Origin of the sequence: Marinobacterium mangrovicola, from assembly GCF_004339595.1 — a bacterium.
Lineage (GTDB): Bacteria > Pseudomonadota > Gammaproteobacteria > Pseudomonadales > Balneatricaceae > Marinobacterium_D > Marinobacterium_D mangrovicola.
In genome coordinates, this window is record NZ_SMFU01000007.1 from 66,613 (window position 1) to 90,044 (window position 23,432).

The following is a 23,432-nucleotide window of genomic DNA, read 5'->3' on the forward strand; positions in this document are numbered from 1 at the left end:
CTAATCAGTCTTTCTGGTTAGCGATCTGCTGCTTGATCAGGTCACCGATGGTGGTCGGACCAGCAGTTTCAACTTCCTGGTTGCGAACGGCGCTCAGAGCTTCTTTCTCTTCAGCCTGGTCTTTAGCACGAACAGACAGGTTGATCGCGCGGTTGCGACGGTCAACACCGGTGATCTTAGCTTCGACGTTTTCGCCTACAGACAGAGCAGTGCTGGCATCTTCGATACGCTCAGCAGAGATCTCGGAGACTTTCAGGTAGCCTTCGATGCCTTCTGCCAGATCGATTACAGCGCCCTTAGCGTCAACGCTCTTAACCGGAGCGGTAACGATGGAGCCTTTCGGGTGAGCTGCCAGGTACTCGCTGAACGGATCGGTAGCGAGCTGCTTGATGCCCAGGGAGATGCGCTCTTTCTCGGCGTCGATAGACAGGATAACTGCGTCGACTTCTTCGCCTTTCTTGAACTGGCGCAGAGCGGTTTCAGGCTCGGCATCCCAAGAGATGTCGGACATGTGAACCAGGCCGTCCAGGTCGTTATCCAGACCAACGAAGATACCGAAATCGGTGATGGTCTTGATAGTGCCGCTGACACGGTCGCCGGCAGCGAACTGCTCGGAGAAAGATACCCACGGGTTAGCAGTGCACTGCTTGATACCCAGGGAGATACGACGACGCTCTTCGTCGACGTCCAGGATCATCACTTCCACTTCGTCGCCGATGTTTACAATCTTGGACGGGTGGATGTTCTTGTTGGTCCAGGACATTTCGGAAACGTGTACCAGGCCTTCAACGCCGTCTTCGATAGAAGCGAAGCAGCCGTAGTCGGTCAGGTTGGTAACACGTGCAGCAACCTTGGAGCCAGCCGGGTAGCGAGCTTTGATGTCATCCCACGGATCAGCAGACAGCTGCTTGAGACCCAGGGAGATACGGCCGCTTTCCTTGTCGAACTTGATGATCTTGACAGTGATCTCGTCGCCCGGAGTGAGCATTTCGCTCGGGTGAGAGATGCGCTTCCAAGCCATGTCGGTGATGTGCAGCAGGCCATCAACGCCGCCCAGGTCGATGAACGCACCGTAGTTGGTGAGGTTCTTAACGTAACCCTTGGCGATCTGACCCTCTTCCAGAGTGGCCAGCAGCTCTTCGCGCTGAGCGCTGTTAGCTTCCTGGAGAACGGCACGGCGGGAAACAACGATGTTGTTACGCTTCGGATCCAGCTTGATCAGCTTGAATTCCAGCTCTTTGCCTTCCAGGTGGTCAATATCACGGATCGGACGAACATCAACCAGAGAGCCCGGCAGGAAGCCCTGGATGTTGTTGATGCTGACAGTGAAGCCGCCTTTGACCTTGCCAGAGATGTAACCTTTGACAGTTTCTTCGGCTTCGAACTTGGTCTGAAGAACTTCCCAAGCTTCAGCACGCTTAGCTTTCTCGCGGGACAGACGGGTTTCACCGAAGCCATCTTCAACCGCTTCCAGCGCTACCTTAACGGTATCGCCGACAGAGATTTCGAGTTCGTTGGCATCGTTGATGAACTGTGAACGCGGGATAACGGCTTCAGATTTGAGGCCTGCGTTCACGGTAACCCAGTCGCTGTCGATGTCGACAACTTCACCCATGACCAGGGTGCCCGGAGTCATCTGTACGTTCTGGAGAGATTCTTCAAACAGTTCAGCAAAGCTTTCGCTCATGAAAATGTCCTATATTGCGCTGCTTCGGCGGGGTTGGAATGAACGCCTTAGACAGCTTGCCAGCCTGTATCGTCAGCTATACAGGGTCGGTTATCGATAGTCATTCCGACCCGCGCCGCGCTGACGTAGGCGAGGGTAGAATGATTAAAGTTGCAAAATTATACAGAGGTGATCTGGCGATTAACAGCGCAGTCTCATGAAAAATTATCCGGCGGGCACATGTTCACAGGGCGCCCACATTGCCTGCCAGATAGGTATCGAGCTTCTTGCGCAGCGGTATGCGACAGGGGGGGATAACGACCTTGAGATCTTCCTGCAGCGCGCTGCCCAGGCGAGCGCTTTGCGGATCTTTCAGCCAGCGCGCCACGCTGCGTGCTTCATCGACGGAGTTGGCGGCCAGCTCTACGGCCTTGCCGATACAGAAACCGAAGTCGACCAGATCCTTGCCGACCAGCTGTTCGCGGCGGGCCTCATCGAGCATCATCCGGTTGGCGTTGATGAACTGACGATATTCGTACATTGATGCGTCGGTCATCATATTGACCCAGAAATCGGTGAATCGCTGGGCTTCGGGCAGGGCGCGGAGCTTATCGCGCAGCTCTGCGCGGGTACGAGTCAGCTCCTGGGCCAGGTTTTCCGGTGCGAACTGCTCGTTGCTGGTTTTGTACTGCTCCAGATTGTCGACGCGGGCCTGGAGGATATCGATCTGGTTCTGCAGCTCGGCGTTTTCTTCGATCAACTGCTCCTTGTCATACATCAGGCCGCGGATCACTTTTTCCACCGGCGACAGGTCGTCTTCGGCAAAAGTGGCGGGCACCTGCTTGGCACCGAGCTCACCGGTGGTTTCGGTGTAGGGACTGTTGGGAACAATTTGAAAACCGAACTTGTGCAGAATCTCTTCGTTGGCTTCCTGGGAGGCTTGCATTGAATCCCAGAAGAAGTAGACCGCGGCCCCCAGGGAGGCAATTATCAGGGGAACCGCGATGATCAGGCCTAGCTTTGCCGCGTTGAGCTTCATTCAGCCCTCTTGAGCAGGGGGGGAGTCTGTTGCGCTGTGGCGAGTCGTTCTGACAGATCGATCATATCCAGAGTGATTGCCGCACCTTCCTTGAGAATCGCTTCCGCTTCCTGATTGATCGGCATGCCCTGGTCGTCCTTGGGCAGCTCATCATCCAGGTCGGTCAGGTTTTCCAGCGGCGTTTCACCCTTGGCGGTGCGGCGACGGTTTTCAGCGCTTAACAACCAGGTTTCAGCCTCGTCGCGCTCCCGCTTTAATTTCTCTTCGTTCAGCGTTACTCGAGTGCTGGCCTTCTTCTCTTTCAGGTGAGCGATCTGCTCTTCCATGAAATTGAAGTCCGGATCTTCGACGGTACGCTGCTGGTGGCGGTTTTTCAGCTCCGGCAGCATGCTGTCAAACGATGGGAAATGGCCATAGCGAACCGGGCGCACCTTGTCCCAGGGCAGGGCGGAATCCAGTGCACTTTCGCCGATCTCGTTTTCGTCGTACAGGGTCGGCAGCTCGATATCGGGTACCACGCCCTTGTCCTGGGTGCTCTCGCCGGAGATACGGTAGAACTTGGAGTGGGTCAGCTTGATCTGGCCGTGATCGATCGGTTCAACCACCTGTACAGTACCCTTGCCGAAGCTGCGGCTACCGACGATCAAGCCACGGTTATAGTCCTGGATTGCGCCGGCGAAGATCTCGGAAGCGGAGGCGCTAAGGCGGTTGATCAGCACGGTCATCGGGCCGTTCCAGGCTACATCCGGATCGAAGTCACCCAGAATATCGATGCGGTCTTCCGGATCGCGGATCTGTACGGTGGGGCCGCGGCTGATAAACAGGCCAACCAGCTCATTGGCTTCGCGCAGGGAGCCGCCGCCGTTGTTGCGCAGATCGATCACCAGGCCTTCGACCTGCTGCTGCTTGAGCTCGTCGATCAGCTTGTGAACGTCGCGGGTGGTGCTTTTGTAGTTGGGATCGCCGCTCTGAAGAGCCGCGAAATCGATGTAGAAGGTCGGAATAGTGATGACGCCTACGCGGTGAGTTTCACCGCCGTGTTCCAGCTCAATCACGCGGCTTTTCGCTGCCTGCTCTTCCAGTTTGACCTTGGAACGCACCAGACGGACCGTTTTGCGGGTGGACTGATCCACCGCATCGGACGGAATAACCTGCAGACGCACCACGGTGTCTTTCGGACCACGGATCAGCTGCACCACGTCATCGAGACGCCAGCCGACGATATCTTCAAAGTCGCCATCCTCACCCTGAGCGACGCCAACGATTTTGTCCGCAGCCTTCAGCTGGCCGCTTTTCTCAGCCGGGCCGGCGGGAACCAGGCGGACGATCTTGGTCATCTCATCTTCGCTGGAGAGCACCGCACCTATGCCTTCCAGCGACAGGCTCATATTGATCTTGAAACTTTCAGCGGTGACCGGTGAGAAGTACTGGGTGTGGGGGTCCAGTTCAGCGGTCAGTGCATTGACGTAGGTCTGGAAGACGTCTTCGCTCTTGGCCTGTTCGGCACGCTGTTTCTGTGAGCGGTAGCGCTTGAGCAGCACTTCGCGGGCGTCATCGACAGTCTTGTCGGCGAGCTTCAGGCTGAGCAGGGCGTTTTTCACGCGGCGGCGCCAGAAATCGTCCATCTCCGCTTCGGACTCGATCCAGGGAGCCTCTTCCCGTGCCAGATCGATCGATTCATCCGCGTTGAAGTCGTAGTCAACGGAATCGTCTTCAAGTCGGCTGATGACATAGTCCAGACGCTCAAGCTGGCGCTTCTCGAAACGGTTGAAGATGTTGTATGCGGCGGAAAGATCGCCGGCGAGAAGCTGGTCGTCGAGCTGGTCGCGAAGCGGCTCAAACTCGGCGATATCGGATGCGTAGAAATAGCTGCGACCGGGATCAAGGCGCTCCAGATACCGATCGAACAGCTCGCTGGACAGCTCGTTGTCGATAGCCACCTTGTTGTAGTGGCCCCGCTGCAGGGTGTCGACCACTTCGGTCAGCGTCTGATTGTGGATCGGTTCAGGACTCAAACGGGCCTGGGCCGGCAGGCTGATCACCAGGGCGCCAACTAGCGCCGGAACAAGTGTGAGGGCCTTGAAATGTTTCTTCATCGGGAAGGAGGGCTCCAGATCGTTCGTTTATAACTCGGACCCGTTCCATTAGTTCCGAGTTCCGCTGGCCGGACTTTCGAGTGTAGTCAGGCATCTAAGTAATGTAAAATCAGTATTTTGTACCTGTTATGGGGCTTGCGATGAGATATTCCAGGCGTTGGCTGCGAAGTGGTGCAGTTTTGTGCCTTAGTGCGGCGGTTTTGATGCTGAACGGCTGCGGTGAAGATCCGGAAGAAGAGCGTTTTCGCCAGGAACTGCTGGATAAAGCGCTGAATGACGACACCCGCCGTGCCGGCGACGCGTTTCTTGCAGAAAACGCCAAAGCATCGGGCGTAGAGGTGAAACCGTCCGGTTTGCAATACAAAGTGTTGCGTGAAGGCGAAGGCGCAAGCCCCGGTCCGCAGGATGTGGTTGTGGTTCACTACGAGGGCACCAACATCGATGGCGAAGTATTCGACAGCTCCTACAAACGAGGTGAGCCGGCGCGTTTCCCGCTGAACCAGGTGATCCGGGGCTGGAGCGAGGGGCTGATGGATATGAAACCTGGCGGTGAGCGTATGCTCTATCTGCCGGCTGATTTGGCCTATGGCGCCCGCAGTCCTTCACCGGCGATACCGGCCAACTCGGCGCTGATCTTCAAAGTCGAGCTGCTGGAAGTCCAGAACGCTGCAACAGGAGAGTGATATGTCGAGCACCCCATTCAATGCTGAACTGATCAAATTTCTCGATGCATCGCCAACCCCCTGGCACGCGGTGCGCTCCATGCAGGAAAGGCTCAGTGCGGCAGGTTTTACCGAACTGGTTGAGCAGGAGAGCTGGTCGCTGGAGCCCGGTGCCGGTTATTTCATCTGTCGTAACGGCTCTTCGATCATTGCCTGGCGTCAGCCGCAGGGCACAGAGCCCGAGAAGAGTGGCTGGCGCCTGGTGGGCGCTCATACCGATTCGCCCTGCCTTAAGGTAAAACCGCAGCCGGAGCTGTTGCGCAAGGGCTATTTCCAGCTCGGTGTCGAGGTCTACGGCGGTGCGCTGCTGAACCCCTGGTTTGACCGTGACCTGTCACTGGCGGGCCGCGTCAGCTGGCGTGATGAGGCCGGTGAGCTGCACAGCTCGCTGATCGATTTCGAACGTGCGGTGGCGACCATTCCCAGTCTGGCGATCCACCTGGACCGGGAGGCTAACTCCAGCCGTGCCATCAACGCCCAGACCTATCTGCCGGCACTGCTGTGCCAGGCAGAGGAAAAGCCCGACTTCCGCAAGTTGCTGGCTGAGCGGCTCAGCGCTGAGGGTGAAAAAGAGGTGGCCAAGGTTCTCGATTACGAACTTTGTTTCTACGATACCCAGGGCGCTGCGGAAGTGGGCCTTGAGGGTGATTTCATCGCTTCAGCGCGGCTGGATAACCTGCTCAGCTGCTTTATCGGCCTCAAGGCGCTGATCGATGCCAAGCCGGGTGTCGGCCAGGTGCTGGTGTGTAACGATCATGAAGAAGTAGGCAGTCTCAGTGCCTCCGGAGCCCAGGGGCCGATGCTGAAGCAGTGGCTGGAGCGTGTGATGCCTGATGCCGAAAAGCGTAACCGGGCGCTGTCGGTTTCCATGCTGATTTCCGCGGATAACGCCCATGGCGTACATCCGAACTTCAGCGACAAACATGATGAAAACCACGGCCCGCTGCTTAACCAGGGGCCGGTGATCAAGATCAACGCCAACCAGCGCTACGCCAGCAACAGCGAAACCAGCGCCGTATTCCGTCATCTGGCAGAAGAGCAGGGCGTGGCGGTGCAGAGCTTTGTGGTGCGCTCCGATATGGGCTGTGGCAGCACTATCGGGCCGATCACGGCGGCGGAGCTGGGCGTGCCGACCCTGGATATCGGCGTGCCTCAGTTCGCTATGCACTCCATCCGCGAGATCTGCGGCAGTCGTGATGCTGAGGCGCTGAGCAAGGTGCTGACACCGTTCTTCGAACGCGTGAAAATCTGATCCCCACGGCGGGCGTTCTGCCCGCCGTCTTCCTGAGTTTTACCCTGTGCAGTCAATGTCTGACCCCGGTCATCCCGCCTGACGCTTAAGTTGAGAACTCGCTGTGATGTGCCATTCTGAAGTTAAAATCTTCAGGGGTTTGCTATGCGACAAGAGCAGCAATACCGTCGATTCTTTCTGCACCGCGCTGCCGTTTCCGGACTGCGTTCCCTGACCCTCAATTCACGGTTGAGCTGAGGCGCGTATGGGACAGGCGATCAGCAATGCCAGCTATTCCGACCGTTCCCTGCAGCGCTTCCAGAAGCGCCTCCTGACCGATCTCGATGTGCTGGCTCAGGTGCTGGCACGACCAAGATTTGGCCAGGGTGCACGCACCTTTGGCGCTGAGCTGGAGCTATATATCGTTAATGACCAGGGGCGTCCGGTGGACGCTAATGCGGAGATCCAGAAGGCGCTGGATGATCCACTCGTGACCCTGGAGCTGAACCGCTACAACCTGGAATACAACCTGGCACCTACCCGCATTAAAGGTCAGCCGTTCTCCGCCATGGAGGCGCAGATCAGTGACGCGCTGCGACGGCTGAACGAGACGGCGACGGATTTCAACGCCCGCATCATACCCGTCGGTATCCTGCCGACATTAAAGCGACGCGATTTCGGCCCGGCTCATATGACCGATCTGAAACGCTACCACTGTCTGACCCAGCGCCTGGCGGATCTGCGCGGCAAGCTGTTTTCGGTGAAGATCAACGGCGCTGAACCGGTGGAACTGCGCTCCCGGGATCTAACCCTGGAGGGCGCCAACACCTCGCTGCAGCTGCACTACCGGGTGGAGCCCAAAGCCTACGCACGTATTTTTAACGCCATTCAATTGGCCACGCCGATAGCGCTGGGGGTCGCCTGCAATTCGCCGTTTATGCTTGGGCGAAGGCTGTGGCACGAAACCCGGATACCGCTGTTCAAACACGCCATCGACGGATATACCCGCGATCTGCGCGATGCTCATCTGCCATCCCGTGTGGATCTGGGCAACGGTTGGGTACGCGAGGGCATTCATGAGCTTTTCGCCGAGAATGTTTACCTGCACCCGCCGTTGCTGCCGATCTGCAGCAAGGAAAACCCGCAGGCGGTGTTCGATGCCGGCGAGGTGCCAGAGCTCTATCAGCTCCAGCTGCACCAGGGCACGGTCTGGCCCTGGAACCGCGCTATCTACGATTCTTCGGGTAAGGGGCATGTGCGTATCGAACTGCGGGCATTGCCAGCGGGACCGAGTGCCTGCGATATGATGGCGAATGCCGCGTTTCTACTGGGGCTGGCGGAAGGTCTGGCGCCGGAGATGGAGCGCTATACCGCGGCGATGCCCTATCAGACCCTGGTCTACAATTTTTACCGTGCTGCACAGCAGGGGATGGAGGCCGAGTTGCTCTGGCCCAGGGAAAAGGGTGGCGGGTTCCACACAACCACACCCTGCGATCTGGCGCTGAAACTGCTGCCTCTGGCTGCCCAGGGGCTGAACGGCATCGGCATCGACAAAGCAGACGTTGATTACTACCTGGGCCTGATCGAAGAGCGCCTTAAAGCCAGAGTGAGCGGTGCCAGCTGGCAGCTGCGTCAGTTTGAGCGTTTGCATAAATCACACAAACGGCACCTGGCCATGTCACGCTTGATGCAGAACTACATGGCGAGCAGTCATGACAATCTGCCGGTTGCCCGCTGGAAAAATATCGATTGAAGCGTTGCACATTTCAGGTTTTGTAGCGGAAAAAGAGGGAGCATGACCAACGATCCGATCCGTGTGCTGGAAGCGTCTCCCCGGTGTAATTGGGGAGAGACCTCGGGTGATTTTCTGCAACGCCTGGGTGGCACCACGCTGATACTGATTCCGGGGCGGGACCGCAGTCGCTGCCGAGCGGTGGCGACCCTGCTGCACGGTAACGAGCCGTCCGGCACCCACGCACTGCATCGCTATCTGCGCACTGGCCAGGAGCCAGCGGTGGACCTGCTCTGCTTTGTGGTGTCGGTGGAGACCGCGCTGCATGAGCGGTTGTTTCTTTACCGGCATCTACCGGGGCTGCGCGATATGAACCGCTGCTTTCAGCCACCCTTTAACGATCTACCGGGCCAGGTGGCGCAGCGGATGATGCAGTTGCTGGACCAGTACCAGCCGGAATGCGTGATCGATATTCATAATACCTCCGGTGCGGGCCCGGCGTTTGGCGTGGTCTCCCATGAAGACGCCTTGCACGAAGCGCTGGTCTGTCTGTTTACCCACCACCTGGTGGTCACCGATCTGCGCCTGGGGGCGTTGATGGAACTGAGCAGGCCTGGTCGTCCGGTCGTGACCATTGAATGCGGCGGAGCGGGGGATGCCCGTGCCGACCGGGTCGCCTACGAAGGGCTGGTGCGCTATGCGGAGAAAGATCGGGTATTGAAGCTCGAGAGCGGGCAGAGGATGGAGCTCTATCACAGCCCGGTGCGGCTGGAATTGGCCAGTGGTGCGACCCTGGCGTTTGATACCCGCCCGGTGGCCGGGATGGATCTGACGGTGCCGCCGGATCTGGAGAGATTCAACTTTGGTACGGCGCCAGAAGGGACCTTTATCGGTTGGGTTGGACCGAACAGCCGACAGCGCTTCAGTGCCCGTAACGGCAACGGCATAGACCGCTTTGATGAATGGTTCAGAGTGGATGATCAGCGGCTGCTGACCGCTCAGCCGCTGAGGTTGTTCATGGTAACCCACCGCCAGGACATCGCGCTGAGCGACTGCCTGTTCTATGCGGCACCTGAAGCGGGACACAGTCGGCTGGATAGCTGACTCTGTCCGCTCAGGCTCAGGCTCAGGCTCAGGCCAGCGCCGGGTAGCTGGTATAGCCTTCCGGAGAGGAGGCGTAGAAAGTGCTCGGATCCGGTGTGTTCAGCTCGGCACCCTGGGCAAAGCGTGTTTCCAGGTCCGGGTTGGCGATGTAGGGCACACCGAACGCCACTGCATCTGCATTGCCGGCGTCGATCCAGGCGTTGGCGCTGTCAAAACCGAAACCTTCGTTGGCGATATAAACGCCGCCAAACAGCTTTTTCAGTTCAGGGCCCAGGCTGTCTTCACCGGCTTTTTCACGGGCGCAGATAAACGCGATGTTGCGCTTACCCAGCTCGCTGGCCACGTAGGAGTAGGTGGTCTTGCGATCGGAGTCGGACATATCATGGGCATCGGCGCGCGGCGACAGATGCACGCCGACACGATCAGCACCCCAGACACCGATCGCCGCATCGGTCACTTCCAGCAGCAGGCGGGCACGGTTTTCCAGAGAGCCGCCGTAGGCATCGGTACGCTTGTTGGTGCCATCGAGCAGGAACTGTTCCAGCAGGTAGCCGTTGGCGCCGTGGATCTCAACACCGTCAAAACCGGCGGCCTTGGCGTTGGCGGCACCCTGACGGTACGCCTCGACAATGCCGGGAATCTCATCGGTCTCCAGTGCGCGTGGTGTCTCATAGCCTTTCTGCGGACGCACCAGGCTGACATGGCCTGCAGGCTGGATGGCGCTGGGTGCCACCGGCAGTTCACCGTCCAGGTAGATCGGGTCGGAGATACGGCCCACATGCCAGAGCTGCAGCACGATCTTGCCGCCTTCGGCGTGAACCGCATCGGTGATCTTACGCCAGCCGGCGACCTGCTCATCGCTCCAGATTCCTGGAGTATCCGGGTAACCCACGCCCTGGGGCATGACCGAGGTGGCTTCACTGATGATCAGGCCTGCGCCAGCGCGCTGGCGGTAATATTCCAGCATCAGTTCGCCCGGAACCCGGCCTGCATCCGCGCGGCAGCGAGTCAGCGGCGCCATGATGATACGGTTGCGCAGTTCCAGTGCGCCGGCTTTAAGAGGTTGGTGAAGAGTGCTCATAGCGAGGATTGCCTCCTTGGGTTGAACAGGCTGTTGAAAATCTATCTGCGTTGCCGGTAGGTCGTTAAAAACAGGCTCAAAGTGCTCATTTAGTTCACTAAACTGCGCTTTTTCGCTTGTTTTTGCCTAGTTCCGGCTGCCTCGATAACGTTTTTCAACACCCTGCTAAAGCTGTTTGTTTCAGGAGGCGTAGAAAGTCACTTAAAGACTTTCCCCGATCGCCTCCAGAAAGGCCTGGATATTGGCTTCATTACGTTTGTAATAGATCCACTGACCGATCCGCTGAGTTTCCACCAGGCCCGCTTTCTGTAGTGTGGACAGGTGAGCGGAGGTAGTGGACTGCGACAGGCCGGTCCGTTTATCGATCATGCCGGCACAGACACCGTAATCCAGCGGATGGGCCTGTTCCGCAAACCACTCCTCAGGGTCTTTGAGCCAGGCCAGTATTTGCCGGCGAACCGGATGAGCCAGTGCCTTGATAATGGCATCGATTTCGGACGAGTCGGTCATATTTATATCGCTTTTTATCGAAATGTATATCGTAAAAAATCGATACACAAGTTACGGAACATGATTTTTTTTAATAGCAGCCAGGGCTGAAGCCTGCGCATTCTCTGCTGAGCAGGCTAAAGGTACAGCGAGCGGCGATGATCCGCAAAGTAACAGAATGATAAACTGGCCAGGTTCAGGAAGCTTTCGAGATTACGCCGGATGGTCGCTTTCTGCCGCGGCGTTCGTTGATCAGCGGCACGCATTGATGGTCATCGCGGTAGATCACCTCGCAGTCATAACACTGGATGCATTCGCGGTAGTTGATCTTGCCTGAAGGCTCGATGGCGCGGATACCGCAGCGGTGGCTGCAAAGCTGGCAGGGGCTACCGCACTCGCTGCGTCTTGGCAGCCAGCGCAGCAGGTGGAAATGACCCATCACCGCGAAGAAGGCGCCCAGCGGGCAGAGGTAGCGGCAGAAGAATTTATGTACGAACAGGCCTGCAACCAGCAGCAGAATCGCGTAGATCACAAAGGGCCACTCGCGCACAAACCCCAGGGTGATAGCCGTCTTGAACGGCTCGACCTCGGCGCCGCGTTCGGCGGAGCTCAGTGAGTAGAAGCTGACGCCCACCAGCCCGGCGAGAATCAGGTATTTCAGCCCCCAGAGTTTCTGGTGCACGGACCAGGGGATCTTCTTCTGTTTGATCTTCAGTTTTGTGGCGAGGGCGGCGGCCATCTCCTGGAGTACACCGAAGGGGCAGAGCCAGCCGCAGAAATATCCGCGTCCCCAGAGTACCAGCGTCAAAATCACGTAGCACCAGAGGATGAAGATCACCGGGTCGATCAACAGTATGGAGCTGTCGGCGGAACCGGTAACCACCTGCAAAATGGTAAAGACGTTGGTGATCGAGAGCTGACCCTGGGTGATGTAACCGATAAAGATCAGCGTGTAGAGCAGGTATCCCCAGCGAATAACCCGGAACAGGCGGGCGTTCTCGGTGACCTTTCGGTGCCAGAGAATAATCGCGGTCAGCAGCGTCAAACCGGCCAGCAGGCCCGCAATCAGACCGGCGCGCTGCTGCCAGATCTGCATCCATAGCGGGCGTGTTTCGGCGGCCTGGATCTCAACGGGTTCGAAGAAGCGTTCCGGCATCTGATACCGGGTGCTGAAGCTGCGAACCTCGTCGGGGCGCAGGTAGCCCTGTTCCTGGCTGACCACCAGCCTCAAGACCCAGGGGGAGGCCGGATCGAAGCCGGCTCCGCTATGTATGCTGAACAGTCGCATCTCTTCGAACTGCGGCAGGTCGGCGGGCAGTTGCGGATCGACGAAGTTATAGAAGTCCATATCCCGCAGTTCGATCTGAATACCGTTCTGCTCCAGTGCCAGGCGATCCGGCGCGGTGCCGCGTACAAACTCCTCGCCCATGATCGAGTAGGGCCCGCGGTTGATGACCGCAATGGCGTGATCGCCCGGTTCCAGTTTCTCCTGCATCAGCCGCTCATAATGGGCATCGCCCAGCAGGTAGCGTCCGGTAGTCGGCGTGTTCAGGTAAACAAAGTAAAGGTTGGCGAAGTCGATGTTGTCAGCGCCAGTAGAGCCGAACGCCTTTGCTACCTCGGCATCGCTCAATCGGATCTGGCCCGCCATCTGGTTGGCAGTCAGGCTTTGCCAGTCCGTATCCTCTTGCAGCTCCGTGCGAACCCTGGCGGGCGGGTTGCGATGCGGAATCAGCCCCGTGCCCTGGGCGGCCTGAATGGCGGAAATCATCACGGTTTCATTCAGCACTATGGCGGAGGCGGTGGCCTTGGTGATGCCGTCTATATAGACATTGCTGCCGGCGCCTTTGCTACGCACCGAAGCGCTGGTGATCTTGATCGGCTGGCGCAGATCCAGGCCCGGATACTGCTCGGTAAAGCGGTGCATCGGCTCGGGGCCGAGCCCATGCAGGAAGATCGGTTCGTGATGCTCAAGTACCTTAACGCCGCGATAGATCCCGTCGCGGTCGATACCGATCAGCAGTTGATAGGGCGCACCGGAAAACCCGGGTAGTTCGATGTAATCGCCGGATAGAAAGGCGAAGCCGATTAGTTCGGTCACCTGGTAAACCGGCCATACCTTGGGGCTGGTCTGCTTTTCACCGATTTCGGTGGCCTCGGGAAAAAGCTCCTGAATCAGTGGTGGCAGGTTGTTTTCCAGCGCCTGCGTTTGAAGAGCATCGGCACGGGCCTGGCTTCCCAGCAGTGGCAGCCAGAGCAGCATGGCCAGGCATATGCGAGGCACCCAGCTTGGCATCACGCAGCTTTGCATCCTCCAGCTTTGCACGATAGTCCCTCTATTATTGTTGTTATCCGGCTTATATATCTGACTCGCTAATCGGGAAAGCGTGGCAGATCAACATCGGTGTGGCTAAGGGTCAAAGGAAGTAAATCGGCTACTACTTTTGGTGGGAAAATGACCAGTTCGGGACCGTGCAAAACCCGGTAGCAATACTCGGCCTACAGAAAAGAGGATGGCTGGGGTATGCTGCAACGAACTGTTTTACTGGGGTTTATCGACCGTGATTGTGCGTGAAAAGCCGGGATTTCTGGCGCTGTTTTTTGTTTTTCAGGGCTCCATCGCACCCAGGGTGATGCCCCAGATTATCCTGGTGTCGCTGCTGGCGGCGCTGACGGTGGTGCTGCATGACCATTTCCCTGACTTTTTCCCGGAGCTGACCACCACCTCGTTCGGCTTTATCGGTGTGGCGCTGTCGCTCTATCTGGGTTTTCGCAATAACGCCTGCTACGAGCGCTGGTGGGAAGGTCGCAAGCTTTGGGGGCAGCTGTTGGTGGAGGGGCGCAGCCTGCTGCGTCTGAGCCTTAGCTACCGCGGCCAGGACAGCGAGCGTCATCAGCGCATGGTGCGGCGCCTGATCGGATTTACCCAGTGCCTGCGTGATCAGCTGCGCGGTACCGATCCGATGCCAGGACTTGCCAACTGGTTGAGTTTTGCTGAGCTGGCCCAGATCGAGTCATCGGTGAACCGACCCGAGGCGATTCTTGGTCTGCTCGGCGAGCAGCTGGCGACCGAGGTGAAAAGCGGCGGCCTGGACCCGGTCACCGTGCGTAACTTCGAGCAGCGGCTGGTGTCGCTCAGTGAAGTGGTCGCTGGCTGTGAACGTCTGGGCAACACACCGCTGCCTTTCGCCTATATGCTGCTGGTGCACCGGATCTGCTACATCTACTGCCTGCTGCTGCCGTTTGGCCTGGTGGCCAGCAGCGGCATCCTGACGCCTCTGCTGACAGCGATCGTCGCCTATGCTTTTTTCGGCCTGGATGAGCTGAGTCAGGAGCTGGAGAACCCCTTCGGTCAGACCGACAACGGCCTGGCGCTAGATTCGATGACCCGCACCTTTGAGCGCGAATGCCTGCAGGCGCTGGGTACACCGGCCCTGCCAGAGCCCCATGCCAGTGAGAACTACCGCTTAAGTTAACCTGAGTCTATAAGGACAGACAGCATGACCGACTGGATTAACAGAGCGCTGCTCGATGATGTGGCTCAGCTTGCGAGGGATGCGGGTGCAGCGATCATGCAGGTGTACGCGCGTGACTTCGAGGTCAACTTCAAGGCGGATGAGTCGCCATTGACCGAGGCAGATCAGGCGGCGCACCGGATCATCGCGGCGGGGCTTGTCGCGCTGACGCCAAAACTGCCGATCCTCTCTGAAGAGGATATAGAAGGTTTTAGTGGCGCTGACGAGCAGGGCCGTTACTGGCTGGTGGATCCTTTGGACGGCACCAAGGAGTTTATCAAGCGCAACGGCGACTTCAGCGTTAATATCGCGCTGATCGAGAAGGGTGAGCCGGTGCTCGGCGTGGTCTATGCGCCGGTGGATGCGGTGCTCTGGATGGCGGCGCGAGGTATAGGCGCTGTGAGAATCGACGCCGAGGGCGAGAAGCCTCTGCAGGTGCGTGAGCACCACTCGGGCCAGACCTGGCACTTGTTGCGCAGCCGTTCTCATCCCAGTCCCGATATGCAGGCCTGGATCGACAAGCTGGAACAGCATGATCAGGTCAGGTTGGAATCGGTGGGCAGCTCGCTGAAGTTCTGTCGCATCGCCGAAGGCACGGCCGATATCTATCCGCGCCTGGGCCCAACATCCCTGTGGGATACCGCCGCCGCTCACGCCGTGTTGAACCAGGCGGGCGGGGCGGTGATCCGCTTCGATGGTTCACCGCTGGGCTATGGCGATACCTCTGAGCTGTTAAACCCCTGGTTTATCGCCCATGGCCGCGGCGAGATCGACTGGAGTCGGTTCTAGCCCTTAGGCCGTCTTTTTCGATCTGCTCCGGCAGCCGCGACTGCAGTACAGCCACGTCAGTGGTGCGCCCCCACATACACAAAAAGAGCATTATTTTGGTGCCCCGTCACCAAACTGGTGCGATTTTAATAGGGCGTTCGGTTGTTCTTAATTACTAACTATCTGTTATCTAAAAGAAGTGCGCTGTTGGCACGGCTTCTGCTTTAAAGATTCCAACAGCCGGGCATATCCCGGACAACATATTTGATGAACAAAGGCGTTCATCGATCAGCTTCCTTTTCAGGGTGCTGATCGGTGAGCGCCTTTTTTCGTTTCTGGGGTTTGCAAAAGCGCAGCAAGCAGGCCCAAAACAGATAAGCAGGAGCAGCACAATGAGTAAAACCGCCCTGGTCGTCGTTGGTAACGGTATGGTGGGTCACCAGTTTCTTCAGAGCCTGGCAGATTCCGGTCGTCTGAATGAGTTCGAGGTGACTGTGTTCTGTGAGGAGCCGCGTCTGGCCTATGACCGTGTCTACCTCAGCTCATACTTCACGGGCGCGACCGCCGAAGATCTCGCCATGGGCAAGATCGATCAGTACCGCGAATGGGGTCTGAACGTGCTGCTCAACGAGCGCGTGGTGGAGATCAACAAGAACGACCGCCTGGTTGTTTCCGACAAGGGCACCACGCTGAGCTACGACAAGCTGGTGATGGCCACCGGTTCATACCCGTTCGTACCGCCGGTGCCGGGTCATGACCGCGACCACTGCCTGGTTTATCGCACCATCGAAGATCTGGAGGCGATCAAGGCCAGCGCGGCGCAGGGCAAGGTCGGAGTCGTCGTAGGTGGCGGTTTGCTGGGCCTGGAAGCGGCCAAGGCGCTGCGTGACCTGGGGCTGGAAACCCACGTGGTCGAGTTTGCTCCGCGCCTGATGGCGGTGCAGCTGGATGAGATGGGCGGCGGTCTGCTGCGTTCCAAGATCGAAGCGCTGGGCGTGCAGGTTCATACCGGCAAGAACACCCAGCAGATCGTCGATGGCGAGCATCATGTGCATCGTATGGAGTTTGCCGACGGTGAAGTGCTGGAGACCGACCTGATCCTGTTCTCCGCCGGTATCCGCCCCCGCGATCAGCTGGCGCGGGAATCTGGCCTGGCGGTGGGCGAGCGTGGCGGTATCCACATTAACAACCGGTGCCAGACCTCCGACGAAAACATCTACGCCATCGGCGAATGTGCCCTCTGGGATGGCAAAATCTTCGGTCTGGTCGCGCCGGGTTACGCCATGGCCAAGGTCGCGGTGGCGCAGCTTAACGGCGGCGAAGCGGAGTTCGCCGGTGCCGATATGAGCACCAAGCTGAAACTGATGGGTGTCGATGTCTGCTCCATCGGCGATGCCCAGGGCCGTACACCGGGTGCCAAGAACTTCACCTGGCTCAACGAAGCTGAAGGTACCTACAAGAAACTGGTGATCAGCAGCGATAACAAGAAACTGCTGGGTGCCATCCTGGTGGGCGATGCCGAAAGCTACGGCACCCTGCTGCAGTACATGCTCAACGAGATCGACCTGCCGGCTAACCCTGAATCGATGATTCTGCCGAGCGTTGATGGCGCTGCCTCCGCCGGGCTTGGCGTGGCGGCTTTGCCGGAAACTGCGCAGATCTGCTCCTGCCACGATGTCAGCAAGGGCGACGTGCAGGGCGCGGTGGCCGGAGGTTGCTGCTCCCTGGGCGATGTTAAAGGCGCTACCAAGGCCGGCACCGGTTGCGGCGGATGCGTCCCGTTGCTGACCAGCCTGGTCAACCACGAGCTGGAAGCTCTGGGCGTCGAAGTCAGCCACGATCTTTGCGAGCATTTCGCGTTCACCCGTCAGGACCTCTACAACCTGATTCGCGTCGAAGGCATTCACAGCTTCGATGAACTGATGGCCAAGCACGGCAAGGGCGGTAAGGGCTGCCATATCTGCAAGCCGGCGGTAGGTTCTATCCTGGCGTCCTGCTGGAACAACTATGTGCTCGATCCCAAACACGTGATTCTGCAGGACACCAACGACACCTTCCTGGCCAATATGCAGAAGGATGGCACCTATTCCATCGTACCGCGTATCGCCGGCGGTGAGATCACCCCTGATAAGCTGATCGTGCTCGGCGAGGTGGCGCGGGATTACAACCTCTACACCAAGATCACCGGCGGCCAGCGTGTTGACCTCTTTGGTGCACGTCTTGAGCAGCTGCCGGAGATCTGGGGCCGCCTGATCGATGCTGGCTTCGAGACCGGCCATGCATACGGCAAATCGGTGCGTACCGTGAAATCCTGCGTCGGCAGCACCTGGTGCCGCTTCGGTGTCGACGACAGCGTCGGCCTCGCCATCGACATCGAGAACCGCTACAAGGGGCTGCGCGCGCCGCACAAGATCAAGTTCGCCGTCTCCGGCTGCACCCGTGAGTGCGCCGAAGCCCAATCCAAGGATATCGGCGTGATCGCCACCGAAAACGGCTGGAACCTCTATGTCTGCGGTAACGGCGGGATGAAGCCGCGTCACGCGGATCTGTTCGCAACAGATCTGGATAAAGAGACGCTGATCAAATACATCGACCGGGTGCTGATGTTCTATATCCGCACGGCGGATCGTCTGCAGCGCACCTCCGTCTGGATGGACAACCTGGAAGGCGGGCTCGATTACCTGCGCGACGTGGTGATCAACGACAGCCTCGCTCTGGGTGACGAGCTGGAATCTCAGATGCAGCACGTGGTGGAAACCTACGAGTGCGAGTGGAAGAAAACCGTCAACGACGAGCAGGCGCTCAAGCGCTTCCGCCAGTTCGTAAACAGTGACAAGTCAGACAGCAACGTGGTGTTCGTGCAGGAGCGTGGCCAGATCCGTCCCGCCCGCCCTGAAGAGAAAGAGATCGAAGCCCAGCCCATCGTGATGGCCTAAGCCGGAGGAGAGAATCATGTCTGTAGAAATGAAAGCTATAGAAACACAGGGCATCCCGGTCTGCACCGTTGATGACCTGGTCGCCGAATCCGGCGTCTGTGCCCTGATCAACGGCCGTCAGGTTGCCCTGTTTTACTTCCCGGCCAGGGCGCGGGTCTACGCCATCGATAATTTCGATCCGGTAGGGCAGGCCAACGTGCTCTCCCGCGGGCTGGTGGGCAGCAGTGAAGGCGGCCTGTTCCTGGCTTCGCCGCTGTACAAGGAGCGTTACTGCCTGGAGACCGGGCGCTGCCTGGATAATCCGGAGGTGGTGTTGGATACCTGGAATACCTGGCTGGAGGGGGATCAGTTGCTGGTGGATCCGCAGGCGGTTAACCAGGGGGTATTGCGCGAGAGTGCTTGATCCCGCTGACTCCGCTTTGAAACGATCCTTTCTTTGGTTATGACCTGATATTTCAGCTGCTTTAGCTGAGTCAGGTTTCGCCTTGCTGGCGAATTAGGGGCCTTGCGCGCTTACATTGATGAAAAAGGGGCCCCTAATAACTCCAAGCCGCCCCGACAGTTTGATCGGCTGCGCCGATTCCCCTGTGCTTCTCGCCTGAAAGAGCAGTACGGCTTCCCACCTTAAAGTAAGTCGCTGCTTCGCTGCTTCGCGGCTCAAGCAGCCTTTCCCTTATTTCTCTTTCAGCCTGTGATGCTCGGCTGCACTGAAGGGGGATGGTTATGGCTGCGAGTAGTTGGTTTATCCTCAGGCTTTCTGGGTTACTTGTTTTACCGAACGCTCGATTTATATCCTGGTTAAATGTTTGAATTAAATCTTTATTTAGAGAGTCAGTGATTGCTATGCTGATTCAAAATATCTGAGAGTTTTTATGCATCCATTTTTAATTTCCTTATTGTTGATTAGCGCTGGGGTTGTTATATCCCCGCTTTTTCTCCCATCAATTGCGCTTTTTGAAATTGACGGGAGTAGCTTCTGGTATGACCTTTCACTTTCTGTAGGCGGAGCTATTCTTGGTGCCTTCATTGGGGTTCGAATCTCTCTTTTTTACCAGAGGCGGGACGAATTTTTTGCGCTGCGGGATGGCATAGCTGGAATCGTATCTCTTGGGAATACGTCTCTACCGTATGAAGAATGGATAGAATATAGGGTATATCCTGCTGGCGGAAAGCAATACAAACTAACAAGAAGAGGCTCGATTGCGTTGTTCGTAATACGAGAAGAGCTTTCGCAAGCAAAAGGGCAGCTAGAGAAGAATGGCTATTCTAATCTGGCCAAAATACTTCTAGATGCTCTTAATACTTATGAGCGGCTTTCGGATGCTGGCTTGGGTTATGAGCAAGAAATATTTGAAAAAGGGTTGGAATTTCGTGCTTTGGTGAAAGATGCAAAACCAGATTTTAAGGCGCTACTTTTCTGGAGGCCAGCAATGATGCTGCGTATCAAAACTCATATCAATATCGACGATTGGGACAGTCGTGTGTCTAGAAAATAATGGAATCTTTATGGTTTGCGAGTTATAGCGAATCGCAGCAAGAATCCCCCTTCAGCGCAGCCGATCAAGCTGTGGGGCGGCTCAGGATTATCAAGGATCTTGGCCGTCCAAGATCCTTGATACGCCAGCAGGCGGAACCTGCACCATCTACAAGCTCCGAAATAAGAACCGTCCCACCAAACAAAAAAACCGGGCACAGGGCCCGGCAAACTTACGCGGAGTGTCGGTAAAACACTACCTGGGGGTGAAAAGGGTGGAGACCCTCAGCTAAGCATCCATACACCGCTGGCCGCGATGGCAGCGCCTGCGCTGCGAACGGCCGCTGGCAGCGCTTTCAGCTTGTCGGTTACGGCGATACCGCTCAGGTGCAGCAGGGCGCTGGTGGCGGAGAAACCGATAGCGAACAGGGCCAGTGAACCTGTGGCTTCGGCGCCGTGGGCATAGCCGTGGAACAGTGCGAAAACAGAGGTCAGCGCCAGGGCGGCAGACGCGGGCAGGCGGGCGGCGATGGTGATGATCAGGCCCAGCAGCAGTACCGAGAGTGCGATGCCGCTTTCAACCATCGGCAGGCCGACGCCGGCAACGCCCAGGGCGAAACCTGCGATCAGTACGCCAACGAAGGTGATTGGCATGGCCAGTTTCATTTTGCCCTGCTGCAGTGCGGCCCAGATCCCGATGGCCAGCATTGCCAGCAGATGGTCCAGGCCCATCAGGGGGTGAGTCAGGCCGGCAATCAGGCCACCGGCTTCATGGCCGGGATGGGCGAATGCCAGGCTCGGGCTCAGCAGCAGTGCAGCGGTGAAAAGCTGTTTCTTCATTGTTGTTTCCTACTCTTAATTTTCTTTCCACACTTTCTTCCCCGTCATGGAGCAAAAGCGATGCCATTGCCGCCGTTGCGGAGAAATTAAGGGGCGATATTGCCTGGGAAGAGCGGAAAATCGAGGCTTGGCGTTGGCGGCGACCGGGGCGGCACGTTCAATGCGTAGGCATACAGAATCTACGGTTTTAGCTGTTTAAGTGGATATTTGGTTGCCGCCCTGGGTGTTAAATGGAAACTCGCTCGTACATTCAATGTGCTGAGCTTCAAAGTGACGAGTTTCCGTGCGCCGAGGTTGGCCTGACCGCGGTCTGGCGGTAGTCTGGAATCTTCCAAACGGGTAAGTAAACGATGGTGCAGCAGCAACACCCCAACAGCCACAAAGAATCGGGCACGGCCGACGAAGCCTGGGTCAGCGTTATACGCAAGATGGACGAGGCCTATGCCGACCTGGTGCGCTACCAGGTTCAGGTGGAAGAGCAGAACGAAGCGCTGGAGGAAGCCCATAACTTCTTCGACAGCGTGCAGTCCGCCATGAGCGATGTGCTGATCGCCTGCGATCATGAGGGGCGGATTCAGCAGGTGAACCGCGCCTTTGAGGAGCTTACCGGCCGCACCATGGAATCGTTGCTGGACCAGCCGATGGAAAGCCTCTGCAGTGGTGAAAGCCGTGACAAGCTGGTGCAGTGCCTGCAAAGGGTACGTAAGGAGGCGGTGCGAGATCAGGAGATCAGCATCGATGGCGTCAATGGCCCGGAGCCACTGGCGCTGAACTGTTCCCCCCGTTTTAATCAACGCGGCCGTCTGGCCGGGATCGTCGTGGCGGGTCGTCCGCTGGGTGAGCTGCAGTGTGCCTTTAATGAGCTGCACCAGGCCCACGCCGAGCTGAAGCTGGCGCAGGAGCGGCTGATCCAGGCAGAAAAGATGGCCTCCCTCGGCCGTCTTGTGGCCGGCGTGGCCCACGAACTCAACAACCCGATCAGCTTCGTTTATGGCAATATGCACGCCCTGCGGCGCTACACCGGACGACTGGTGGAGTATTTCGACCTGGTACAGTCCGGCGCGAGCCGTGATGAGCTGCGCGAGCTGCGCCAAAAGCTGCGTCTGGATCGGGCGATCTCCGATCTGGATTCGCTGGTCGAAGGCACCATGGAGGGGGCGGACCGGGTGCGGGAGATCGTTAATGACCTGCGCCAGTTTTCCTCCACCCAGAGCAGCGAGAAGGCGCCTTTCGATCTGGTCCACGTGGTGCGCTCGGCACTGCACTGGATCACCAAGGAGAGCAAGGTGGCGATCCATGTGGATCTGGAGCTGCCGGATAAACTCGAGGTGGTGGGACACTCCGGCCAGATTCATCAGGTGGTCGTAAACCTGATCCAGAATGCCGCCGATGCCGTCGCTGATCAGCCCAAACCAGCGCTGAAAATAGAGGCGGGCAGTGATCAGGGGCTGGCCTGGCTCAGCGTGGCCGACAACGGACAGGGGATCGCGCCGGAGAATCTGCCGCGTCTGTTTGATCCCTTCTTTACCACCAAACCCACCGGGCAGGGCACCGGGCTTGGGCTTTCGATCAGCTACGGAATCGTCAACGAACATGGTGGCACCTTGAAGATTATCAACGGCGCGGAAGGCGGAGCTGTCGCACAGTTGACCCTGCCGGCCAGCCAGCCGGCGCCAGGTCTGGATGAAAGTACTGATGGCTAACCTGCTCTGGCTGCAGTCCGGCGGTTGCGGTGGTTGTTCCATGTCCCTGCTTGGGGCGGAGGCGCCCGACCTGATCACCACACTGGAAAGCGCGGGTATCAACCTGCTCTGGCATCCTTCCCTGAGTGAGCAGACCGGTGCGGAAGTTCGCCAGCTGCTGGACGATATCGTCGAAGGACGCACCGAGCTGGATCTGCTCTGCATCGAAGGCTCGATGATGCGCGGCCCCATGGGTACAGGTCGCTTTCATCTCCTCGGTGGCACTGGTATCCCGATGATCCACTGGGTTGAGCAACTGGCCGCCAAGGCGCGTTATACGCTGGCGATCGGCTCCTGCGCTGCCTTTGGCGGTATCAGCACGGCGGGCGATAACCCTACCGATGCTACCGGGCTGCAGTTTGAGGGTGAACTGCGTGGGGGGCTGCTGGGCAGCGATTACCGCTCCGTGGGTGAGCTACCCGTGGTGAATGTATCCGGCTGCCCGGTGCATCCTAACTGGGTGACCGAGTCGCTGATCGAGCTGGCGCTGGGCGAGGGCGACCCGGAACGGCTGGATGCCCTGGCGCGGCCCAGGCTGTATGCCGACCAGCTGGTGCATCACGGCTGTACCCGTAACGAATACTACGAATACAAGGCTAGTGCAGAGGCGCTGGGACATCAGGGCTGCATGATGGAGCATCTCGGGTGCCTGGGCACCCAGGCCCATGGCGACTGCAACACCCGGCCCTGGAATGGCGAAGGCTCCTGTACGCGGGGCGGCTATCCCTGCATCAACTGCACGGCGCCAGAGTTTGAAGAGCCGCGCCACCGCTTTACCGAAACACCGAAAATCGCCGGTATTCCGGTGGGGTTGCCCACCGATATGCCCAAGGCCTGGTTTGTCGCGCTGGCGTCCCTGTCGAAAGCGGCCACGCCGGAGCGCCTGAAGGAAAACGCCCGCTCAGAGCAGCTGATTTATCCGCCTTCTGCCAAGAAGACTTCCGGTAATAAGGCTTCTTCTAAATAATTTCGATAAATGAAGAGTTGAGAACGCGTT

At 58.1% G+C, this 23,432-nt stretch carries 18 protein-coding genes; 11 read left to right on the forward strand and 7 right to left on the reverse strand.

Annotated features, from left to right (window positions below):
• Nucleotides 1-4 precede the first annotated feature (4 nt).
• The 3 genes from rpsA to CLV83_RS01245 form a co-directional block, all read right to left on the reverse strand.
• On the reverse strand, nucleotides 5-1,687 hold the full coding sequence (rpsA, locus tag CLV83_RS01235; RefSeq protein WP_132286378.1) for a 30S ribosomal protein S1: 1,683 nt from the start codon (nucleotides 1,685-1,687) through the stop codon (nucleotides 5-7).
• A 223-nt stretch (nucleotides 1,688-1,910) separates the two neighbouring features.
• Nucleotides 1,911-2,705 (reverse strand): hypothetical protein, encoded by a 795-nt coding sequence (locus CLV83_RS01240; protein WP_132286381.1) that lies wholly within the window; start codon nucleotides 2,703-2,705, stop codon nucleotides 1,911-1,913.
• The gene (locus tag CLV83_RS01245; RefSeq protein WP_132286384.1) at nucleotides 2,702-4,801 is read right to left on the reverse strand and encodes a carboxy terminal-processing peptidase; all 2,100 of its coding nucleotides are present in this window, start codon (nucleotides 4,799-4,801) and stop codon (nucleotides 2,702-2,704) included. Before CLV83_RS01245 ends, CLV83_RS01240 begins: the two co-directional genes overlap by 4 nt.
• A 203-nt stretch (nucleotides 4,802-5,004) precedes the next feature.
• Here CLV83_RS01245 and CLV83_RS01250 point away from each other — a divergent pair, with 203 nt between their 5' ends.
• From CLV83_RS01250 to CLV83_RS01265, 4 genes are all read left to right on the forward strand, one after another.
• On the forward strand, nucleotides 5,005-5,484 hold the full coding sequence (locus tag CLV83_RS01250; RefSeq protein ID WP_243642250.1) for an FKBP-type peptidyl-prolyl cis-trans isomerase: 480 nt from the start codon (nucleotides 5,005-5,007) through the stop codon (nucleotides 5,482-5,484).
• Between the two features lies 1 nt (nucleotide 5,485).
• The gene (locus tag CLV83_RS01255; RefSeq protein ID WP_132286390.1) at nucleotides 5,486-6,775 is read left to right on the forward strand and encodes a M18 family aminopeptidase; all 1,290 of its coding nucleotides are present in this window, start codon (nucleotides 5,486-5,488) and stop codon (nucleotides 6,773-6,775) included.
• Nucleotides 6,776-7,019: 244 nt separating this feature from the next.
• The gene (locus CLV83_RS01260; protein ID WP_132286393.1) at nucleotides 7,020-8,507 is read left to right on the forward strand and encodes a glutamate-cysteine ligase family protein; all 1,488 of its coding nucleotides are present in this window, start codon (nucleotides 7,020-7,022) and stop codon (nucleotides 8,505-8,507) included.
• 42 nt (nucleotides 8,508-8,549) lie between these two features.
• Entirely contained in the window at nucleotides 8,550-9,590 is a 1,041-nt protein-coding gene (locus CLV83_RS01265) for a M14 family metallopeptidase (RefSeq protein WP_132286396.1), read from the forward strand.
• 28 nt (nucleotides 9,591-9,618) lie between these two features.
• On the opposite strand, the gene CLV83_RS01270 is transcribed toward CLV83_RS01265, so the two are convergent.
• The 3 genes from CLV83_RS01270 to CLV83_RS01280 all read right to left on the reverse strand — a co-directional run bounded on the left by CLV83_RS01270 (nucleotide 9,619) and on the right by CLV83_RS01280 (nucleotide 13,456).
• Nucleotides 9,619-10,671 (reverse strand): alkene reductase, encoded by a 1,053-nt coding sequence (locus CLV83_RS01270; protein ID WP_132286399.1) that lies wholly within the window; start codon nucleotides 10,669-10,671, stop codon nucleotides 9,619-9,621.
• Nucleotides 10,672-10,872: 201 nt separating this feature from the next.
• The gene (locus CLV83_RS01275; RefSeq protein WP_132286402.1) at nucleotides 10,873-11,181 is read right to left on the reverse strand and encodes an ArsR/SmtB family transcription factor; all 309 of its coding nucleotides are present in this window, start codon (nucleotides 11,179-11,181) and stop codon (nucleotides 10,873-10,875) included.
• Nucleotides 11,182-11,356: 175 nt separating this feature from the next.
• Nucleotides 11,357-13,456: a NosR/NirI family protein gene (locus CLV83_RS01280; RefSeq protein ID WP_165900207.1), complete on the reverse strand. Its 2,100-nt coding sequence runs from the start codon at nucleotides 13,454-13,456 to the stop codon at nucleotides 11,357-11,359.
• A gap of 217 nt (nucleotides 13,457-13,673) precedes the next feature.
• Between CLV83_RS01280 and CLV83_RS01285 the strand changes: the two genes are divergently transcribed.
• The 5 genes from CLV83_RS01285 (at nucleotide 13,674) to CLV83_RS01305 (ending at nucleotide 19,875) form a co-directional block, all read left to right on the forward strand.
• Nucleotides 13,674-14,636 (forward strand): bestrophin family protein, encoded by a 963-nt coding sequence (locus CLV83_RS01285; RefSeq protein WP_132286408.1) that lies wholly within the window; start codon nucleotides 13,674-13,676, stop codon nucleotides 14,634-14,636.
• Nucleotides 14,637-14,660: 24 nt separating this feature from the next.
• On the forward strand, nucleotides 14,661-15,464 hold the full coding sequence (gene cysQ / locus CLV83_RS01290; RefSeq protein ID WP_132286411.1) for a 3'(2'),5'-bisphosphate nucleotidase CysQ: 804 nt from the start codon (nucleotides 14,661-14,663) through the stop codon (nucleotides 15,462-15,464).
• 371 nt (nucleotides 15,465-15,835) lie between these two features.
• Nucleotides 15,836-18,379, forward strand: a complete 2,544-nt coding sequence (gene nirB, locus CLV83_RS01295) for a nitrite reductase large subunit NirB (protein WP_132286414.1) — start codon at nucleotides 15,836-15,838, stop codon at nucleotides 18,377-18,379.
• Nucleotides 18,380-18,395: 16 nt separating this feature from the next.
• Nucleotides 18,396-18,782 carry a nitrite reductase small subunit NirD gene (gene nirD / locus CLV83_RS01300; RefSeq protein ID WP_243642251.1) on the forward strand — a complete coding sequence of 129 codons (387 nt, stop codon included), beginning with the start codon at nucleotides 18,396-18,398 and terminating at the stop codon, nucleotides 18,780-18,782.
• A gap of 469 nt (nucleotides 18,783-19,251) precedes the next feature.
• Nucleotides 19,252-19,875 (forward strand): hypothetical protein, encoded by a 624-nt coding sequence (locus CLV83_RS01305; protein ID WP_132286417.1) that lies wholly within the window; start codon nucleotides 19,252-19,254, stop codon nucleotides 19,873-19,875.
• Between the two features lie 263 nt (nucleotides 19,876-20,138).
• Here the strand turns inward: CLV83_RS01305 and CLV83_RS01310 are convergent, their stop codons facing one another.
• The gene (locus tag CLV83_RS01310; RefSeq protein ID WP_132286420.1) at nucleotides 20,139-20,693 is read right to left on the reverse strand and encodes a HupE/UreJ family protein; all 555 of its coding nucleotides are present in this window, start codon (nucleotides 20,691-20,693) and stop codon (nucleotides 20,139-20,141) included.
• A gap of 350 nt (nucleotides 20,694-21,043) precedes the next feature.
• Here CLV83_RS01310 and CLV83_RS01315 point away from each other — a divergent pair, with 350 nt between their 5' ends.
• Entirely contained in the window at nucleotides 21,044-22,396 is a 1,353-nt protein-coding gene (locus CLV83_RS01315; RefSeq protein WP_132286423.1) for an ATP-binding protein, read from the forward strand.
• Nucleotides 22,377-23,402: an NADH-quinone oxidoreductase subunit B family protein gene (locus CLV83_RS01320; RefSeq protein ID WP_243642252.1), complete on the forward strand. Its 1,026-nt coding sequence runs from the start codon at nucleotides 22,377-22,379 to the stop codon at nucleotides 23,400-23,402. The genes CLV83_RS01315 and CLV83_RS01320 overlap by 20 nt, the downstream gene beginning before the upstream one ends.
• The last annotated feature ends 30 nt before the right edge of the window (nucleotides 23,403-23,432 follow it).

Bases quoted from the DNA above. Each gene is read 5' to 3' on its own strand.
- CLV83_RS01320 (WP_243642252.1), top strand. From the start codon at position 22,377: ATGAAAGTACTGATGGCTAACCTGCTCTGGCTGCAGTCCGGCGGTTGC.
- CLV83_RS01240 (WP_132286381.1), bottom strand. From the start codon at position 2,705: ATGAAGCTCAACGCGGCAAAGCTAGGCCTGATCATCGCGGTTCCCCTG.
- CLV83_RS01280 (WP_165900207.1), bottom strand. From the start codon at position 13,456: ATGCCAAGCTGGGTGCCTCGCATATGCCTGGCCATGCTGCTCTGGCTG.
- rpsA (WP_132286378.1), bottom strand. From the start codon at position 1,687: ATGAGCGAAAGCTTTGCTGAACTGTTTGAAGAATCTCTCCAGAACGTA.
- CLV83_RS01250 (WP_243642250.1), top strand. From the start codon at position 5,005: ATGCTGAACGGCTGCGGTGAAGATCCGGAAGAAGAGCGTTTTCGCCAG.
- CLV83_RS01245 (WP_132286384.1), bottom strand. From the start codon at position 4,801: ATGAAGAAACATTTCAAGGCCCTCACACTTGTTCCGGCGCTAGTTGGC.
- cysQ (WP_132286411.1), top strand. From the start codon at position 14,661: ATGACCGACTGGATTAACAGAGCGCTGCTCGATGATGTGGCTCAGCTT.
- CLV83_RS01275 (WP_132286402.1), bottom strand. From the start codon at position 11,181: ATGACCGACTCGTCCGAAATCGATGCCATTATCAAGGCACTGGCTCAT.
- CLV83_RS01270 (WP_132286399.1), bottom strand. From the start codon at position 10,671: ATGAGCACTCTTCACCAACCTCTTAAAGCCGGCGCACTGGAACTGCGC.
- CLV83_RS01285 (WP_132286408.1), top strand. From the start codon at position 13,674: ATGGCTGGGGTATGCTGCAACGAACTGTTTTACTGGGGTTTATCGACC.
- CLV83_RS01265 (WP_132286396.1), top strand. From the start codon at position 8,550: ATGACCAACGATCCGATCCGTGTGCTGGAAGCGTCTCCCCGGTGTAAT.
- CLV83_RS01305 (WP_132286417.1), top strand. From the start codon at position 19,252: ATGCATCCATTTTTAATTTCCTTATTGTTGATTAGCGCTGGGGTTGTT.
- CLV83_RS01255 (WP_132286390.1), top strand. From the start codon at position 5,486: ATGTCGAGCACCCCATTCAATGCTGAACTGATCAAATTTCTCGATGCA.
- CLV83_RS01310 (WP_132286420.1), bottom strand. From the start codon at position 20,693: ATGAAGAAACAGCTTTTCACCGCTGCACTGCTGCTGAGCCCGAGCCTG.
- CLV83_RS01260 (WP_132286393.1), top strand. From the start codon at position 7,020: ATGGGACAGGCGATCAGCAATGCCAGCTATTCCGACCGTTCCCTGCAG.
- nirD (WP_243642251.1), top strand. From the start codon at position 18,396: ATGTCTGTAGAAATGAAAGCTATAGAAACACAGGGCATCCCGGTCTGC.
- nirB (WP_132286414.1), top strand. From the start codon at position 15,836: ATGAGTAAAACCGCCCTGGTCGTCGTTGGTAACGGTATGGTGGGTCAC.
- CLV83_RS01315 (WP_132286423.1), top strand. From the start codon at position 21,044: ATGGTGCAGCAGCAACACCCCAACAGCCACAAAGAATCGGGCACGGCC.